Raw genomic sequence first — 15,320 nt, 5'->3', positions numbered from 1 at the left:
GGGCCCATGGCTGAGATGATCTCCTTTCACCTGGATGTGGTGAGCGCCGAAGGAAAACTGTTTTCCGGTCGCGTGCAATCCGCCCAGGTATCAGGCTCCGAAGGTGAGCTGGGTCTCCGCCACGGTCATGCTCCGTTGCTGACTGCCATCAAGCCGGGCCTGGTCCGCTTGATCAAGCAAAATGGTAGCGAAGAGGTGCTGTACATCTCCGGCGGCATGCTGGAAGTACAACCCGAAGCCGTGACCGTGCTGGCCGATACCGCCATTCGCGCAGACGATCTGGATGAGGCGAAAGCCCAGGAAGCCAAGCGTCGTGCCGAAGAGCGGATCAACAGCTCCCATGGTGATATCGACTATGCTCAGGCGTCTGCCGAGCTGGCCAAAGCGATGGCCCAGCTGCGGGTTATCGATATCGTCAAAAAGAATTACCGCTAATCACGGTGATGCAAAAAGCGACCTTCGGGTCGCTTTTTTTTTGCCCGTTGGATAGACTCCGCCCAGCATTTCCACCTGTTTCAAAGGCTAGCTATGTCTCTCAACGTCGTGATCCTGGCTGCGGGCAAAGGCACCCGCATGCGTTCCTCCCTGCCCAAGGTGCTGCACCCCGTTGCCAGCAAGCCCATGGTCTCCCATGTGATCGAGACCGCCCGCCAGATCGGTGCCGAACAGCTGCACCTGGTCTATGGCCACGGCGCCGAACTGCTGAAGGAGCGGATCCAGGCATCCGACCTGAACTGGGTGCTGCAGGCTCAGCAACTGGGGACCGGCCATGCCGTCGCCCAGGCCATTCCGTTCTGGCATGACGAAGACGACGTGCTGGTGCTCTACGGCGATACCCCGCTGATCCAGCCCGAGACCCTGCAACGGTTGCTGGCCGCCAAGACCGACGATGGCATGGCGCTGCTGACCGTGGTACTGGACAACCCGACCGGCTATGGCCGCATCGTGCGGGAACACGGTCAGGTGGTCGGCATTGTCGAGCAGAAGGATGCCAACGTCGAGCAACTTGCCATCCGCGAAGTGAACACCGGCGTGCTGGTGGCCAACGGTGGTCAGCTGCGCAGCTGGCTCTCCCGCCTGGACAACAAGAATGCCCAGGGCGAGTTCTATCTGACTGACGTCATCGCCATGGCCCATGGGGATGGTTGTGCCATCGCCGCCGTCCACCCTGACAGCACCATGGAAGTGGAAGGGGCCAACAACCGGGTGCAGTTGGCCCAGCTTGAGCGCAGCTACCAGCAGATGCAGGCCGAGAAGCTGATGATCGCTGGCGCCACCCTGATCGATCCGGCCCGTTTCGATCTGCGCGGCACCCTGGAAATCGGGGAGGAGGTGGTGATCGACGTCAACGTCATCATCGAAGGCAAGGTGGTGCTGGGCAATCACGTGCGCATCGGTGCCGGCAGCGTATTGAAGGATTGCGTGATCGGCGACCACACCGAGGTGAAACCCTACTCCGTCATCGAAGGTGCGCAAATTGCCGACCAGTGCTCGGTCGGGCCCTTTACCCGCCTGCGCCCGGGTGCCGTGCTGGAGCAGGATGCCCATGTCGGCAACTTCGTCGAGATGAAGAAGGCTCGGCTGGGGGTGGGCTCGAAGTGCGGTCATCTGACCTATCTGGGTGATGCCGAGATCGGAGCCGGGGTGAATATCGGTGCCGGCACCATCACCTGCAATTACGATGGGGTGAACAAGTTCCAGACCATCATCGAGGACGATGTCTTCGTCGGCTCCGATACCCAGCTGGTGGCGCCGGTGCGGATCGGCAAGGGGGCGACCCTGGGGGCGGGTTCCACCATCACCAAGGATGTGGCGGAAAACGAGCTGGTGATCACCCGGGTGCCCCAGCGCCACATTCCGAACTGGGCTCGCCCGGTCAAGAAGAAGTGATGCCCGATCAATGAAATGCAAACCGGCGCCCGAGGGCGCCGGTTTTTTTGCTTATGGCTGATGGCTGGTGTCACTGGTCGATGGCTGGGGGGCCGCCCATGCGGTGGCGGAGGGACTGTTCTCCATCACCTGATACCAGTCGAGCTTGCGAGTCAGCCCCATGACCAGCGCCAGGGTGGCGAACAGCAGCAGGGCGCCGAGCAACAGGGCTGTCTCCTCGGCCTGCAGCAGCCCGAACAGAATGGCGTAGACCAGCCCCAGCAGGGCGGCGAATCCCATGCCCTGTTTTGGGCCGCCCAGCACATGGCTCAGGTAAAAGCCGTTGAGGGCCACACTGGCCAGGGCGGCAATGAGATAGGCCAAGGTAAAGCCGAGATGCTCGGTCAGCGCCAGCAGCACCAGATAGAAGATGGCCAGCCCCATGCCCACCAGCGCGTACTGGATGGGGTGTACCCGCAGCCCCTTGAGCAGCTCGAACATGAAGAAGCTGATGAAGGTGAGGCCGATGAACAGCAGGGCATATTTGGCGGCCCGCTCGTTCAGCTGATAGTGATCCACCGGTTGCACCAGGCTGACGCTGAATGACGGCAGTTTGGTGCCCGCTCCCTTCATCATGCGGTTGAAGCGGCTCTCCATGTCGGTGGCGAACCAGCTGGTCTGCCAGCTTGCCTCGAACCCTTGATCCGCAAGGGTGCGTTCACCGGGCAGAAAGTCGCCGAGAAAATTGGGATGGGGCCAGTTGCCGTTCAGGTGAAACCGGCTGTCCTGTCCGAGCGGCACCACTTCCAGCGCATTCATGCCCTGCAGATCCAGCTCGATGTGAAAGCGGCCATCTTCGTCTGGCAAGGCGTTGAGCGGGGCATGGATCCCCACTCGCCCGTCCCCCAGCTGGGCACCAGGGGCAAACGGGATGCGTTGCTCTCCCCATTGCAGTTCGGGTACGCGGCTGATGCCCCGGGCATCGGAGAGGATCAGGCTGAGATAGGGTTTGCCCGGCACCAGGGCGGGATCCGCCGGGTCGAAGCTCAGGTTCGGGTTGCCGGCCACCAGCCCCTTGTCAGCCTGGCTGGTGGGCATCAGGCCGGAGAGGGAGAGGCGACTGTGATAAATCTGGGCCTGATAGATACCGAGCTTGCGCGGGGTCACCTCCATGCTGGCCCGCACGTCCAGCCTCTGGGGCAGCAGGTAGCGATAGACCTGCTCCTTGCGAACGAAATGTTTGCCATCCTGCTCGACGGTGACGGTCCGGGTATAGGGCTGTACCAGTACGGGCCCCATCAGGCGCTGGGGCCCGCTGTGGCTGGCCATGATGCTGTGAATGGCCTGACTGCGATAGGCCTGGCGCTCCCGATTCAGCTCCATGATGGCGTGAACCGGGATCATCATCAGCAGGCAGAGCAGCAGCAGCAGGGCGATCTTGTGGGTGAAAATCTGTTTGACCATGACACGTCTCCTTGTTGTTGAACGGGAGTGTGCCGGGGTCGCGTGAAGGGAGGATGGGGCAGTGTGAAGTGGTGGTGAAGGGGGATAAAAAAACCGGCGCCAGGCGCCGGTGTTGCTGGCATCAGAGTGTCTTCAACCGGGCCGGCAGGGCGGCGAACACCTCCTCCCTGGCCCTGAGGGAAGCGAACTGCTTGCCCGGCTTCTGGATAACGGTGTGGACGAAGATGAGCGTCTTGTCCTGTTTGCTGGCCCAGCCGACGAACCAGCCGATCTGCTGCTCCCTGTCCAGGCTGCCATCCAGCAGCTTGGGGTAGCCCATGCCGGTCTTGCCGTGGATCTGCCAACCGTCGATGTCGGGCTGACGCATCAGGTTGGCGGTATGGCGCAGGGTCTGGGCGGAGACCGGCAGCTTGCCGCTCACCATCTTGCCAAGGAAGCGGGCTTGCTCCTGGGGGCTGATGGCGAGGCTGGTGCTGAGCCAGGCCTGGGTCAGACCGTCGTGCTTGCCCGGGTTGCCTTCGAGATCCCGGTTGCCGTAGTCGAAGCTGTCCACGTAGTGCTGGAAGCGAGCCTCTCCCAGCCACTCGGTGAGACGCTGCGAGTACCAGATGACAGAGAATTGCATCCAGCTGCTCGGGGTGGTGGTCTGTTTCCACTCCGGCAGGAAATCAGGATCACCGGCCTTGAACGGCAGGGCCGGCAGTTGTTCATCCACCAGAAAGCCGCTGTCATAGCCCATCAGTGCCAGCGGGATCTTGAAGGTGGAGGCCGGGGTCAACTGGGCGGCACAGTCCCCCTGGGTGCTGACGGGTTTGCCGGTGCCATCGGCAAACAGCATGCAGCCAGAAGCGGCGCTGGCAGGCAGTGCACAGAAGAGGCCGGCGGCAAGCAGACCGGACAACAGCATACGGGGCATATCTATCTCCTTGATTAATATGAATGCGCATCGACGGGGACGGTCGTCATCGAGGAGGTGCAGCTTAGCCCGGCTCTGTGTGCTTGGTGTGAAGTGTCCTCAGTTGCCGGGCAGCCAGAGAGTGGCCAGCACCCCCCCGCCCGGCTGATTGGCAAGAGCAAGATGGCCGCCATGCTGGCGTGCCACCTCCATGGCAAAACTGAGCCCGAGGCCGCTGCTCTTGCCCTTGTCTGGCCTTGGCAGGGAGTAGAAACGCTCGAAAATCCTGGGCAGCGCAAAGTCGGGAATGCCTGGACCCTGATCCCGCACCCGGAAGCAATAACCCCCCTCCTCCATGGCGCCGCTCAGCACTAGGGTACTGCCGGCGGGGGCGAAATCGAGGGCGTTGTCCAGCAGGTTGCCAAGGGCCTGCTCCACCAGCAGGGGATCCCACTTCTGCTTCTGACCTTCCCCCAGCTCGGCATGCAGGGCGATCTGGCGGCGCTGGGCCTGGATCTGGCGGGCGTCGAGCACCCGTCTGCCCAGCCGGGCCGGCTCGACGGATTGTCTGTCCAGCCCCTGCCCTGATTCGAGGCGGGCGAGTTGCAGCATGCGTTCGATCAGCTGCTGCATGCGGGCCGTCTCCAGATTGATGTTGCCGATAAAGCGCTTTGCGATGTCCGGCGGCGGCGCCTCGGCCAGGATCTCCCCCGCCCCGCGAATGGCCGCCAGCGGGCTTTTGAGCTCGTGGGTCAGGCTGTGGACATAGGCCTCGATATAGGCCTTGCCGTCCAGTTGGCGGCGCATGGTCTCCAGGGAGTGGCCTAGCCTGTCCAGTTCGGGGCTGTAGAGGCGCGGCAGGCTGGCGGGCTGACCTTGGCTGATTGCATCCGCATAGTGCACCAGCTTGCCGATGGCGCGGTTGAGCCACCACACCAGCAAGGCGCCGATGAGCAGCGAGATGAACAGCAGCAGGGCCGCCCCTTTCAGCAACTGGTGTTCGCTGCGCTCTATCATGGGCTGCAGGGTGCTGTTGGGCTTGGCGACGGTGAGGGAGCCGATGATCTCGGCCCCTTCCCGCAGCGGAGCTGCCACATACATGGTCGAGCTGGCAGCATCGTCGGGATCGGTGCGGGTGCTGCGGGCGCCATATTCGCCACGCAGGGTCAGGTAGACGTCGTTCCAGCGCGAGTAGTCCTTGCCCAGATCCACCCCGTCCGAGTCGTAGACCACCCTGCCTTTTGCGTCGGTCACATAGATGCGGTACTCCGCCTGCTGCTTGAGGTGGCCATCGATGAGGGCATTGATGGGACTCTGGTTCAGGCGGGCGAAGGCGCTGGCCAGCCGACCATTCGCCATCTTTCCTTCCTGCATGTCGTCCAGGGCCAGGGGGGCCAGCATCTGCGCCATGTCCACCAGGGTATCTTCGGTGGCGCTGCGTACCCCGGGCTTGATCTCCTCGACGAAGATCTCCAGCACGAACCAGGCAGCTAGGGCGAAGATCAGCACCAGGCCGCACAGCAGTTGCAATCCGATTCTCATCTCATTCCCCTGCCGATGCCCGGCCACCCCGAGTTCATGCCAGCTCCAGACTGTAGCCCAGCCCGCGGTGGGTCAGGATCAGGTTGGCGTCAGGGTCCCGCTCCCGCAGCTTGGCTCTCAGGGTCTTGATGTGGGTGTCGACGGTGCGATCCAGACTCTCTTCCGCATCCTGCCACACCAGATCCATCAGCTGCTGGCGGGAGTAGACCCGACCCGGCGCCTGCATCAGGGTCTTGAGCAGCAGGTACTCATAGCGGGTGAGCGTCAGGGGCTGGCCCAGGAAGCAGATTCGTGCCCGCTCCTCGTCCAGGGCGAGTGGCTGTATCGGCTGGGAGGGGGCGGGCTGGCTGCGGCGCAGGATGACCCGCACCCGGGCGCACACCTCACGGGGCGAGAAGGGTTTGGCCACATAGTCGTCTGCCCCTATCTCCAGCCCGATCAGCCTATCTATCTCCTCGCTGCGGGCGGTGAGAAACATCAGGGGAATATCGGTCAGTGCCCGCACCCGCTTGCACAGTTCGAAACCGCTGATGTCCGGCAGCCCCACATCCAGGATCAAAAAATCCGGTCGCGTCTGTTCCAGTCGCGCCAGCAACGGCTGACCGAGGGGGAACCACTCCACCTCGAAACCATCGGTCTGCAGGGCATAGAGCAGGGTATCGGCAATGCTGGCTTCATCTTCCACCAGCCAGATGAGTCGTTTTTGCATGGCGTCCTCGTCGCAAATCGGTTCCTCATTCTGGCATCGAACCAAATCGGATCCTATTTGCCGTTTGATTTTTCCCGAAAAGGCATTAATATTTCGCAATTCTTTCGAATCGAAACTTATAAATGACCAAACGCAACACACAGCAGCGCCGTCACACCATAGTGAGTCTGGTGCAGGATCAGGGGGAAGTCAGCGTCGATGCCCTGGCCAAACACTTCGCCACCTCCGAAGTGACCATCCGCAAAGATCTGGCGGTGCTGGAGACCGGTGGCCTGTTGCTGCGTCGCTACGGCGGTGCCGTTCCCCTCCCCAGCGAGATGGTGGTGGACAGCAACCCGGAACAAGTTTCGAATCGAAAGCTGGCCATTGCCCGCGCCGCCGCCGAGCGGATCCGCGATCACAACCGCGTCATCATCGACAGCGGCAGCACCACCAGCGCCATGATCCCCATGCTGGGCAACAAGCGCGGCCTCATCGTCATGACCAACTCCCTCAATGTGGCTGGTGCCCTGCGCGAGCTGGAAAACGAGCCCACCCTGCTGATGACTGGCGGGACCTGGGATCCCCATTCCGAATCCTTCCAGGGGCAGGTGGCGGAGCAGGTGCTGCGCTCCTATGACTTCGACCAGCTCTTCATCGGCGCCGATGGCATCGACCCGGAGCGGGGCACCACCACCTTCAACGAGCTGGTGGGCCTCTCCCGGGTCATGGCCGAAGTGTCGCGGGAGGTCATCGTCATGGTGGAGTCGGAGAAGATCGGCCGAAAAATCCCCAATCTCGAGCTGCCCTGGTCCGGCATCCATACCCTGGTGACCGACGAGGGGCTGAGCAATGCGGCCAGAGAACAGATTCAGGCCAGGGGGATCACGCTGATTTGCGCCCCCGTGGCCGTGTGACCTGAACAAACCATTATCCAACCGAATTAACGTCTTACGTTTCAAGGAGAAGTCTATGTGTGGCATCGTCGGGGCCGTCGCCCAACGTGATGTGGCTGAAATCCTGGTAGAGGGCCTGCGCCGTCTGGAATACCGTGGCTACGATTCGGCCGGTGTCGCCGTGTTCAGCGCCAACCAGCCGCTGCAGCGGGTGCGTCGCCTCGGCAAAGTGGCCGAACTGGCCAAGGCACTGGAAGAGCAGCCCGTCCACGGTGGTACCGGCATTGCCCACACCCGCTGGGCTACCCATGGCGAGCCGTCCGAGCGCAATGCTCACCCCCACGTCTCCGAGCATATCGTGGTGGTGCACAACGGCATCATCGAGAACCACGAAGAGCTGCGGGAAGAGTTGAAGGCGCTGGGCTATGTCTTCAGCTCCGACACCGACACCGAAGTGATCGCCCACCTGGTGCACCACGAGCTGAAATCCGCCCCCAGCCTGCTGGTGGCCATGCAGATAGCGGTGAAGCAGCTGCGCGGCGCTTACGGCACCGTGGTGATGGACAGCCGTGACGACAGCCGCGTGGTGGTGGCCCGTTCCGGCTCCCCCCTGGTGATCGGCCGCGGCATCGGCGAGAACTTCATCGCCTCCGACCAGATGGCCCTGCTGCCGGTGACCCGCCGCTTCATCTTCCTGGAAGAGGGTGACGTAGCCGAAGTGACCCGCCGCGACGTGCACATCTTCGATACCCACGGTGAGGCCGTGATGCGCGAGGAGCTGGAGTCCGAGCTCTCCCACGATGCCGGTGACAAGGGCGAATACCGACACTACATGCTCAAGGAGATCTACGAGCAGCCCAAGGCCATCACCAACACCCTGGAAGGCCGCCTGGGCAGTGATCACGTGGTGGTCGAGTCCTTCGGCAACGGCGCCCGCGCCATTTTCGACAAGGTCGAGCACGTCCAGATCGTCGCCTGCGGCACCTCCTACAACTCCGGCATGGTGGCCCGCTACTGGTTTGAAGAGATCGCCGGCGTCTCCTGCGACGTGGAGATCGCCTCCGAGTTCCGCTACCGCAAGTCGGTGGTGCGCCCCAACAGCCTGCTGGTGACTCTTTCCCAGAGCGGAGAAACCGCCGATACCCTGGCCGCCCTGCGCCTGGCCAAGGAATCCGGTTACATGAGCTCCCTGGCCATCTGCAACGTACCGGGCTCCTCCCTGGTGCGCGAATCCGACCTGGCCTTCATGACTCGGGCTGGTGCCGAGATCGGGGTGGCGTCCACCAAGGCGTTCACCACCCAGCTGGCCGGTCTGCTGATGCTGGTGGCCTCCGTCGGTCACTGCCGTGGCAACCTGAGCGCCGCCGCCGAGGCCGAACTGGTCAAGGCGCTGCAAGCCCTGCCTGTGCGTATCAAGGAGAGCCTGGCCCTGGCCAAGCAGATCGAGACTCTGGCCGAAGAGTTTGCCGACAAGCACCACAGCCTGTTCCTCGGTCGTGGCAGCCAGTACCCCATCGCCATGGAAGGGGCGCTCAAACTCAAGGAGATCTCCTACATCCACGCCGAGGCCTATGCCGCCGGTGAGTTGAAGCATGGCCCGCTGGCGCTGATCGATGCCGAGATGCCCATCATCGTCGTGGCGCCGAACAACGATCTGCTGGAGAAGCTCAAGTCCAACGTGGAAGAGGTGCGTGCCCGTGGCGGTATCCTCTATGTGTTCGCCGATGCGGACGCCGGGTTCAAGAGCGACGAGACCATGCGGGTGATGAGCCTGAACCACGTGGAAGAGATGATCGCGCCGATCGTCTATACCGTGCCGTTGCAGCTGCTCTCCTACCACGTCGCCCTCATCAAGGGCACCGACGTGGATCAACCGCGCAACCTGGCCAAATCCGTGACTGTGGAATAAGCCGTCGCCGGAAATGAAAAAAGAGCCGCATTGCGGCTCTTTTTGTTTTGGCAAAACAGGCTACGACAGCCGCAGGTTGGTGATGGTGACGTCGTCCAGGGAAGGCACAATGATGCCGCTGGAGATGCTCTTGGCGATCGCCTGGTTGCGGTTGCGCGAGTCCGTCTTGTTGGTGACCTGATTGAGGTGGAAGTTCACGGTTCGCTCGCTGATGCCGAGGATGGTGGCGATCTCCCAGGAGGTCTTGCCCTCGCTGGCCCAGAACAGGCACTCCTTCTCCCGATCCGACAGCTCGGCCAGGTATTTCATCAGGTCTGGCCTGGCCTTGATGAGGGTCAGGGCCGAGTTGAAGATGTAGCTGGCGCAGAATGACAGCAGGGGAACGTTTTCAAACATCAGATCGGAATTGGACTTCTCCTTGCTGATGAAAGAGAGGATGCCGTGTTCCCCCTGCGGCGTGTGCAGCGGGAAGGAGACGCCGTTCCTCACCCCGAAGTCGGCGGCGAGGTTCATCACCTCCCTGCTGGCGCTGGGCAACCAGGGGGCATCGCAATCGAGCTTGTTCCAGAAGATGGGCTGGGTCTGCTTCAGTCCCAGGAAGACGACCGGATCCTGGGTCAGGTAGTGCCGTTCCGAATAGGCATCAAACCAGCTGGTGGGGCAGTTGTTGAACAAGGCCACATGGGATTTCTGCATGCTGATAGGGAAAATAATCAGCAAACGGAAGTAATCAAACCCCATCTGATGACTGAAGCGCTCCAGTTGTTGCTGGATCTCGCTGGTCTTCTTCGCCTTGGTGAACCGATCTATGTGTTCCCAGATCGCATCGTTAAACATGTAAGTCTCCTTTTTCGATCACTTATCTTGCTGATCGAAAAGACATTTTTTAGTTATTTAAAATGGTGTTGCGACTACCAACGCCAGTTATTCCCGTACTTGTCTAAAAAGTATCCTGTTTTTTCGGCCAGAGGCCAAGAAAATCATCTGATTGCCAGTGACCCTACTCTTTGAGACAATGAGAATAGTTATCATTGTTAAGATTTATATCATGAACAAGTTTTGGGGTTTGGCCTTGTTGCCACTGTCAGTCCACTTTGCTGCTGGCGCCGACGAGCTGGTTGCACCGGCACTGAAAAACAGCATCGCCGCCGGGAAAGCCTCCCAGCTGCGTGTGGAGAAAGCCGCCGATGGCGCCGTCGCCGCCAGGATTGAGCTGCAAAATGCCCAACTACAACTGCGGGATCTGGAAGCCTACAACCGCTACATGCAGTCTCTGGTGGCCGATCAGCAAAACGAGCTGGGCAAGCTGAACCAGCAGTTGGAGGCGGTACAGGAGACCAGACAGGGGCTTGTCCCCCTGATGCTGCAGATGCAAGCCGATCTGGAACAGCTGGTACAGGATGACATCCCGCTGCGCAGGGAGGATCGTCTGGCGCGGGTTGCTGCCTTGAAAGCGACACTGGCCAGAGCCGATGTGAGCGAGGCGGAGAAGTTCCGCCAGCTATTGCAGGCCTATCAGATTGAAGCCGAATACGGCAGCAGGCTGGACCATTATTCCGCCGAGCTGGTGCTGGATGGCGCACCGCGCCGGGTCGACGTGCTGGCACTGGGCCGGGTCTCCCTGCTGGCGATGACCGCCGATCGCTCCCAGGCGTGGCGCTGGTCTGCCGAGCACAAGCAGTGGCAAGCCCTCGACGGCCAGTGGCTCTCCCCCATCGCCGAGGCGTTGGAAATGGCTGCCGACAAGAAAGTTCCCCAGTTGTTGAATGTCCCCCTTTCCGTCAGCCGTGGTCAGGAGGCCCAGTCATGAGCGTCACCATGAAGTGGTTACCCCTTGCCCTCGCCCTCTCTCTGGGCACCACAGCCGCCGTGGCCGAGGAAGCCTGGCAGCAGCAGGAACAGGCCCGTGAACAGAAGGCTCAGCAGGATCTGGCGTCTGTCTCCAGGGAGCTGAGCACTGCCCGTACCAAGCTGGCCGAGGCCCAGCGCCTGAGCAAGGCGCTGGCCAGCCAGTTCGCGGCCAATGAAAAGCAGCTGGTGGAGCTCAATACCCAGTGGGAGCAAGCCTCCGGCGACATGAACGAGATCTTTGCGGTCACCCGTCAGGGGGCCAGCGATGCGGTCAAGCTGCTGAGCGAATCCGCCGTCGAGGGCCAGTATCCTGATCGCCTCGCCCCGCTGAAAACCATGGCACAGGATAAACAGGTGCCGGATCGCGCCGCCCTTGCCCTGCTGCCAGCCACCTTGCTGCAGGAGATCCGCGAATCGGGCCGGGTTGCCCAGTTCAACGGCAAGGTGCTCGATGCCCAGGGCGTTGCCAGCGAGCAGACGTTGACCCGGATCGGCAGCTTCGCCCTGCTGGGCGATGCTGGTTTCTTGCAACCGGGGGCCGAAGGCCTGAGTCCGGTGCTGGGCCTGCCAGGCAGCGTGCTTTCCGCTGTGGCCGCTTATCAGGGTCAGGAGGGAGAAGCGTTGCCGCTGGATCCCTCCCACGGTGTTCTGCTCGATATGCTGGCCCAGGCGCCCACCTTCTGGCAGCAAGTCCAGCAGGGAGGCCAGGTCGGCGCCATCATCGTGCTGCTGGCAGCCATCGGCCTGGGGATCGCTGGAGTACGGCTGTGGAGCCTCTCTCGCGAACTGGGTCGGGTTCGTCGCCAACTCAAGAGCGGTGAATATCATGCCGACAACGCCCTCGGCCGGGTGCTGACGGTGGCTGACAAGCATCCAGAACTGAGCATGGAGACCCTCGAACTGCGTCTGGATGAGGCGATCCTGCAGGAGACCCCTCGCCTGGAGCGCGGCATCGGCATGGTCAAGGTGATCGCGGCCATCGCCCCCATGCTGGGTCTGCTTGGGACAGTGACCGGTATGATCGGCACCTTCCAGGCCATCACCCAGTTCGGTACCGGCGATCCCAAGATCATGGCGGGCGGCATCTCCATGGCCCTGGTCACCACGGTGCAGGGTCTGGTAGCGGCCATTCCGCTGATCCTGGCCCACAGCCTGTTGCAGTCCCGTTTCACCGAGCTCTCCAACGTGCTGGAACAGCAGGTGGCCGGGATCCTGGCTGAGCGGGCCGAAAGCAATGGTGACAGGGTGGAGCGGGTAGCATGATGCTCGACATCTGGCAGCAGTTGCAGAGCTTCATGGGCCGTGGCGGCCCGGTGCTCTGGGTCATTCTGGCCTTGCTGGTGCTGATGTGGATTCTGATGATCGAGCGGCTGCTCTACCTCAACTTGGGGTTTGCACCGTTGCAGCGTCAGCTGCTGGGCCGCTGGCAGGCGCGTCGCGAGCGTCACAGCTGGCACGCTCGCGCGATTCGCGGGCGCTGGCTGGCAGAAGTGGAGCTGGCGCTCAACCGTCATCTGATCTTCATCCGCACCCTGGTGGTGCTCTGCCCCATGCTGGGGTTGCTGGGTACAGTGACCGGCATGATAGGCGTATTCGATGCGCTGGCTGCGGCCAACCGCTTTAACCCGGAGAGCATGGCGGGCGGGATCTCCCGCGCCACCATCCCCACCATGGCAGGCATGGTGGTGGCCCTCTCCGGCGTGTTGTTACTCAGCCGGCTCGAGAGTCAGGCCAAGCGTGCGCTGGCCAAGACCCGGGACGGCCTGCGAGAAGAGAAGGTAATGCAATGAGACGGCAATCCAAACGCCAGCGCGATGAAGTGCAGATCGACATGACCCCCATGCTGGATATCGTCTTCATCATGCTGATCTTCTTCATCGTGACCACCTCCTTCGTACGCGAAGCCGGGCTTGAGGTACACAGACCCCAGGCCAGCCAGGCCAAGGCGCAGAAATCGTCCAGCATCATGCTAGCGATCGGCGCTCAGGGGCAGATCTTCCTCGACCGCAAACAGGTGGATGTGGAGCGGGTGCAGGCCACCCTCGCCCGACTGTTGGCGGAGCAGCCCGAGGCAAGCCTGGTGATCCAGGCCGATGAACGGGTACCCCACGGCAAGGTGGTGCGGGTGATGGATGAAGCCAAGGCGGCAGGCATCGCCAACATCGCCGTGGCGGTGGCACCGAAATGAAACACAAGTTGATGAGCCTGGGACTGGGGATCGCCCTCAGTCTGGGCATCCTGTTGTTCATGGCCACCCTGGTGGAGCCGCCCGGAGGGGAGAAGGCGACCACAGAGCAGAAATCCATCGTCATCAACATGCAGAACGAGGTGACCGAGGTACAGGTGCGTGAGCGGCCGGTACCCCAGGAGCCGGAACCCCTGCCGGAGCCGCCTGCCGCGCTGGCCTCGACACCGATGACCATGCCGGCGGCGGCCCCGTTGTCTTCGGTACAACCGAGCCTGGATCTGGTCTCGACCCTGAGTGCGGTACAGGTCTCTGCCCCTGGCGTGGCGACCAGTCCCACTCCGGTCGCGAGCGGCAATTTCCATGGTCAGCAGCAGGGCGCTGGAATCGGTGCCGGTGACCTCTTGATGCCACTGCAACGGGTTGAGCCTGTTTATCCCTACCGGGCCCAGCAGGCCGGCATCGAGGGGTCCGTGACCCTGCGTTTCAGCGTCGATGCCGATGGGCGGGTACAGGATGTGGAGGTGGTCGAGGCCAAGCCGAAGCGCCAGTTCGAGCGAGCGGCCATTCAGGCGATCAACAAGTGGCGCTATCAGCCGAGGCCGGGCGCCACCGACAAGCTGGTGCAAGTCATCACGCTCAAATTCAAATTGGAGTCATAACCATGTTGCGGATCTGGATCTGTCTGCTGGCCCTGGTCAGCCAAGCCTGTCTGGCGATGGAGGTGAGCCCTCATTTCTCCCGCCAGCTGGAGCCCGTGATGAAGCTCTATCAATCCGGCCAGTGGCAACAGGCCCAGAGCAAGGCGGCTGTGCTCAAACCCGGTTCCGAGGCTGAGCACGCCTGGCTGGCGCAGTTACAGGCCTCTCTGGCCGCCAACCTGCAGCAGACCGCGCAGGCGAGTCGCTACGTGGAGCAGGCTCTGGCCTATAAAGAGTGGCCAGAGCAGCAACGACTTCAGTTGTTGCGTCTGCGAGGGGATATCCAGGCCCAGCAATCCAACTGGTCCGGCGCCATCGCCAGCTACAAGGCCGCATTGGCCATCAAGGCTGACGATGCCTTGCGTCTGCGCTTGGCTGGCCTCTATTACCACAACAAGCAGTACGGCGAGGCAGCCAGCCAGAGTGAACAACTGTTGAAGAAAAGCTGGCAGAAGCAGGCAGCCATCATCCGCCTCTCCGCCCTCACTGCATTGCAGCGTTACGGCGTGGCTGCGGATCAGGCCGAAGAGTTGATCCGCCGCGAGCCGAAAGAGAGCAAGTGGTGGCAGCAGGCTGTGTCGCTCAATCTCTCCGCCAAGCGTGGTGATCGAGCGCTTGCACTGCTGCAAACTGCCATCGACCGTCAACTGATGGATGATGCTGCCGCCCGCAACCAGCTGATCCGCCTGTATGCCTGGCAGGGACTGCCCTATCGCGGTGCGCGTCTGCTGGAGTCTGCCATGGCCAAGGGACAGATGAAGCAGAGCGCCGAGAATCGCCAATTGCTGGCCCAGTTGTGGGAAGGGGCACGTGAGTGGCCGAAGGCTGTGGACAGCTGGCAGCTGCTTGCCCGGGAACATGCTCACCCCAAGGCCGCCATGCGTGCCGCCGAACTGCTGCTGCAACAAGGCAAGACGGATGCCGCCATGACCCAGCTCGCGGCCATCAAGTCAGTGAAGGGAGAGCAGGGCAACAGAGCCAAGGCCCTGCTGGTGCAGGCACACCTCAATAAAGAACAATATGCTCAGGCGCTGGTGTTGGCTCGCGAGCTGCAACAGCAGAACAACTGGCAAGACAGGGCGACCAGCTGGGTCAACTACATTCAGGCCCAGACTGACGGTATGAACAAAAAAGCGGCATGAAACTGGGGTAAACTCTCATTTCATGGGGTTTAGCCTGCTTTTTCAGCAAACGAGCGCATTTTTACAAAAAGCTCTTGTCATCGCGGCGCGGCTCCCTATAATGCGCCCCTACCAGCACGGCGGACCACGCCGAACTGATGAGCCAGCTTCCTAGCGAAGTGGGCGCCGAAAGAAAAGC

Annotated in this window: 15 protein-coding genes; 10 read left to right on the top strand and 5 right to left on the bottom strand. The window is 61.9% G+C overall.

Annotation, left to right across the window (positions count from 1 at the left end):
- Positions 1 to 6: 6 nt before the first annotated feature.
- Together AB5Y64_RS08520 and glmU are read left to right on the top strand one after the other, a co-directional pair.
- Positions 7 to 435 (top strand): F0F1 ATP synthase subunit epsilon, encoded by a 429-nt coding sequence (locus AB5Y64_RS08520; protein ID WP_010672259.1) that lies wholly within the window; start codon positions 7 to 9, stop codon positions 433 to 435.
- 93 nt (positions 436 to 528) lie between these two features.
- Positions 529 to 1,890, top strand: coding sequence for a bifunctional UDP-N-acetylglucosamine diphosphorylase/glucosamine-1-phosphate N-acetyltransferase GlmU (glmU, locus tag AB5Y64_RS08515; protein ID WP_039040626.1), 1,362 nt, complete (start codon positions 529 to 531; stop codon positions 1,888 to 1,890).
- A gap of 51 nt (positions 1,891 to 1,941) precedes the next feature.
- On the opposite strand, the gene creD is transcribed toward glmU, so the two are convergent.
- The 4 genes from creD to blrA form a co-directional block, all read right to left on the bottom strand.
- Positions 1,942 to 3,333: a cell envelope integrity protein CreD gene (gene creD / locus AB5Y64_RS08510; protein ID WP_039040625.1), complete on the bottom strand. Its 1,392-nt coding sequence runs from the start codon at positions 3,331 to 3,333 to the stop codon at positions 1,942 to 1,944.
- 121 nt (positions 3,334 to 3,454) lie between these two features.
- Positions 3,455 to 4,249 (bottom strand): class D beta-lactamase OXA-1160, encoded by a 795-nt coding sequence (locus AB5Y64_RS08505; protein ID WP_010672256.1) that lies wholly within the window; start codon positions 4,247 to 4,249, stop codon positions 3,455 to 3,457.
- A 99-nt stretch (positions 4,250 to 4,348) separates the two neighbouring features.
- Complete coding sequence (gene blrB / locus AB5Y64_RS08500; RefSeq protein WP_039040624.1) at positions 4,349 to 5,770, bottom strand: beta-lactam sensor histidine kinase BlrB; 1,422 nt, start codon at positions 5,768 to 5,770, stop codon at positions 4,349 to 4,351.
- A 34-nt stretch (positions 5,771 to 5,804) separates the two neighbouring features.
- Complete coding sequence (gene blrA / locus AB5Y64_RS08495; RefSeq protein WP_039040623.1) at positions 5,805 to 6,479, bottom strand: beta-lactam response regulator transcription factor BlrA; 675 nt, start codon at positions 6,477 to 6,479, stop codon at positions 5,805 to 5,807.
- A 122-nt stretch (positions 6,480 to 6,601) separates the two neighbouring features.
- Here blrA and AB5Y64_RS08490 point away from each other — a divergent pair, with 122 nt between their 5' ends.
- Positions 6,602 to 7,375 (top strand): DeoR/GlpR family DNA-binding transcription regulator, encoded by a 774-nt coding sequence (locus tag AB5Y64_RS08490; RefSeq protein WP_039040622.1) that lies wholly within the window; start codon positions 6,602 to 6,604, stop codon positions 7,373 to 7,375.
- A 55-nt stretch (positions 7,376 to 7,430) separates the two neighbouring features.
- Positions 7,431 to 9,263 carry a glutamine--fructose-6-phosphate transaminase (isomerizing) gene (glmS, locus tag AB5Y64_RS08485; protein ID WP_039040621.1) on the top strand — a complete coding sequence of 611 codons (1,833 nt, stop codon included), beginning with the start codon at positions 7,431 to 7,433 and terminating at the stop codon, positions 9,261 to 9,263.
- Between the two features lie 60 nt (positions 9,264 to 9,323).
- Here the strand turns inward: glmS and AB5Y64_RS08480 are convergent, their stop codons facing one another.
- Entirely contained in the window at positions 9,324 to 10,100 is a 777-nt protein-coding gene (locus tag AB5Y64_RS08480) for a LuxR family transcriptional regulator (protein ID WP_010672236.1), read from the bottom strand.
- A gap of 211 nt (positions 10,101 to 10,311) precedes the next feature.
- On the opposite strand from AB5Y64_RS08480, the gene AB5Y64_RS08475 reads away from it, so the two are divergent.
- From AB5Y64_RS08475 to AB5Y64_RS08450, 6 genes are read left to right on the top strand one after another with little or no spacing between them, the layout of a single operon-like run.
- Positions 10,312 to 11,073: a DUF3450 domain-containing protein gene (locus AB5Y64_RS08475; RefSeq protein ID WP_039040620.1), complete on the top strand. Its 762-nt coding sequence runs from the start codon at positions 10,312 to 10,314 to the stop codon at positions 11,071 to 11,073.
- Positions 11,070 to 12,377, top strand: a complete 1,308-nt coding sequence (locus tag AB5Y64_RS08470; RefSeq protein WP_368172381.1) for a MotA/TolQ/ExbB proton channel family protein — start codon at positions 11,070 to 11,072, stop codon at positions 12,375 to 12,377. The genes AB5Y64_RS08475 and AB5Y64_RS08470 overlap by 4 nt, the downstream gene beginning before the upstream one ends.
- Positions 12,374 to 12,904, top strand: coding sequence for a MotA/TolQ/ExbB proton channel family protein (locus tag AB5Y64_RS08465; RefSeq protein WP_041214167.1), 531 nt, complete (start codon positions 12,374 to 12,376; stop codon positions 12,902 to 12,904). The genes AB5Y64_RS08470 and AB5Y64_RS08465 overlap by 4 nt, the downstream gene beginning before the upstream one ends.
- Positions 12,901 to 13,302: a biopolymer transporter ExbD gene (locus AB5Y64_RS08460; protein WP_010672232.1), complete on the top strand. Its 402-nt coding sequence runs from the start codon at positions 12,901 to 12,903 to the stop codon at positions 13,300 to 13,302. Before AB5Y64_RS08465 ends, AB5Y64_RS08460 begins: the two co-directional genes overlap by 4 nt.
- The gene (locus AB5Y64_RS08455) at positions 13,299 to 13,961 is read left to right on the top strand and encodes a TonB family protein (RefSeq protein ID WP_368203630.1); all 663 of its coding nucleotides are present in this window, start codon (positions 13,299 to 13,301) and stop codon (positions 13,959 to 13,961) included. Before AB5Y64_RS08460 ends, AB5Y64_RS08455 begins: the two co-directional genes overlap by 4 nt.
- Positions 13,962 to 13,963: 2 nt before the next feature.
- Entirely contained in the window at positions 13,964 to 15,142 is a 1,179-nt protein-coding gene (locus AB5Y64_RS08450) for a hypothetical protein (RefSeq protein WP_039040618.1), read from the top strand.
- Positions 15,143 to 15,320: the final 178 nt, after the last annotated feature.

The organism is Aeromonas sp. R5-1 (assembly GCF_040908265.1).
GTDB classification, from domain to species: Bacteria; Pseudomonadota; Gammaproteobacteria; order Enterobacterales; family Aeromonadaceae; genus Aeromonas; species Aeromonas caviae.
Note: the sequence above shows the minus strand (reverse complement) of the source record. Positions and strands in the feature narration are given on the sequence as shown.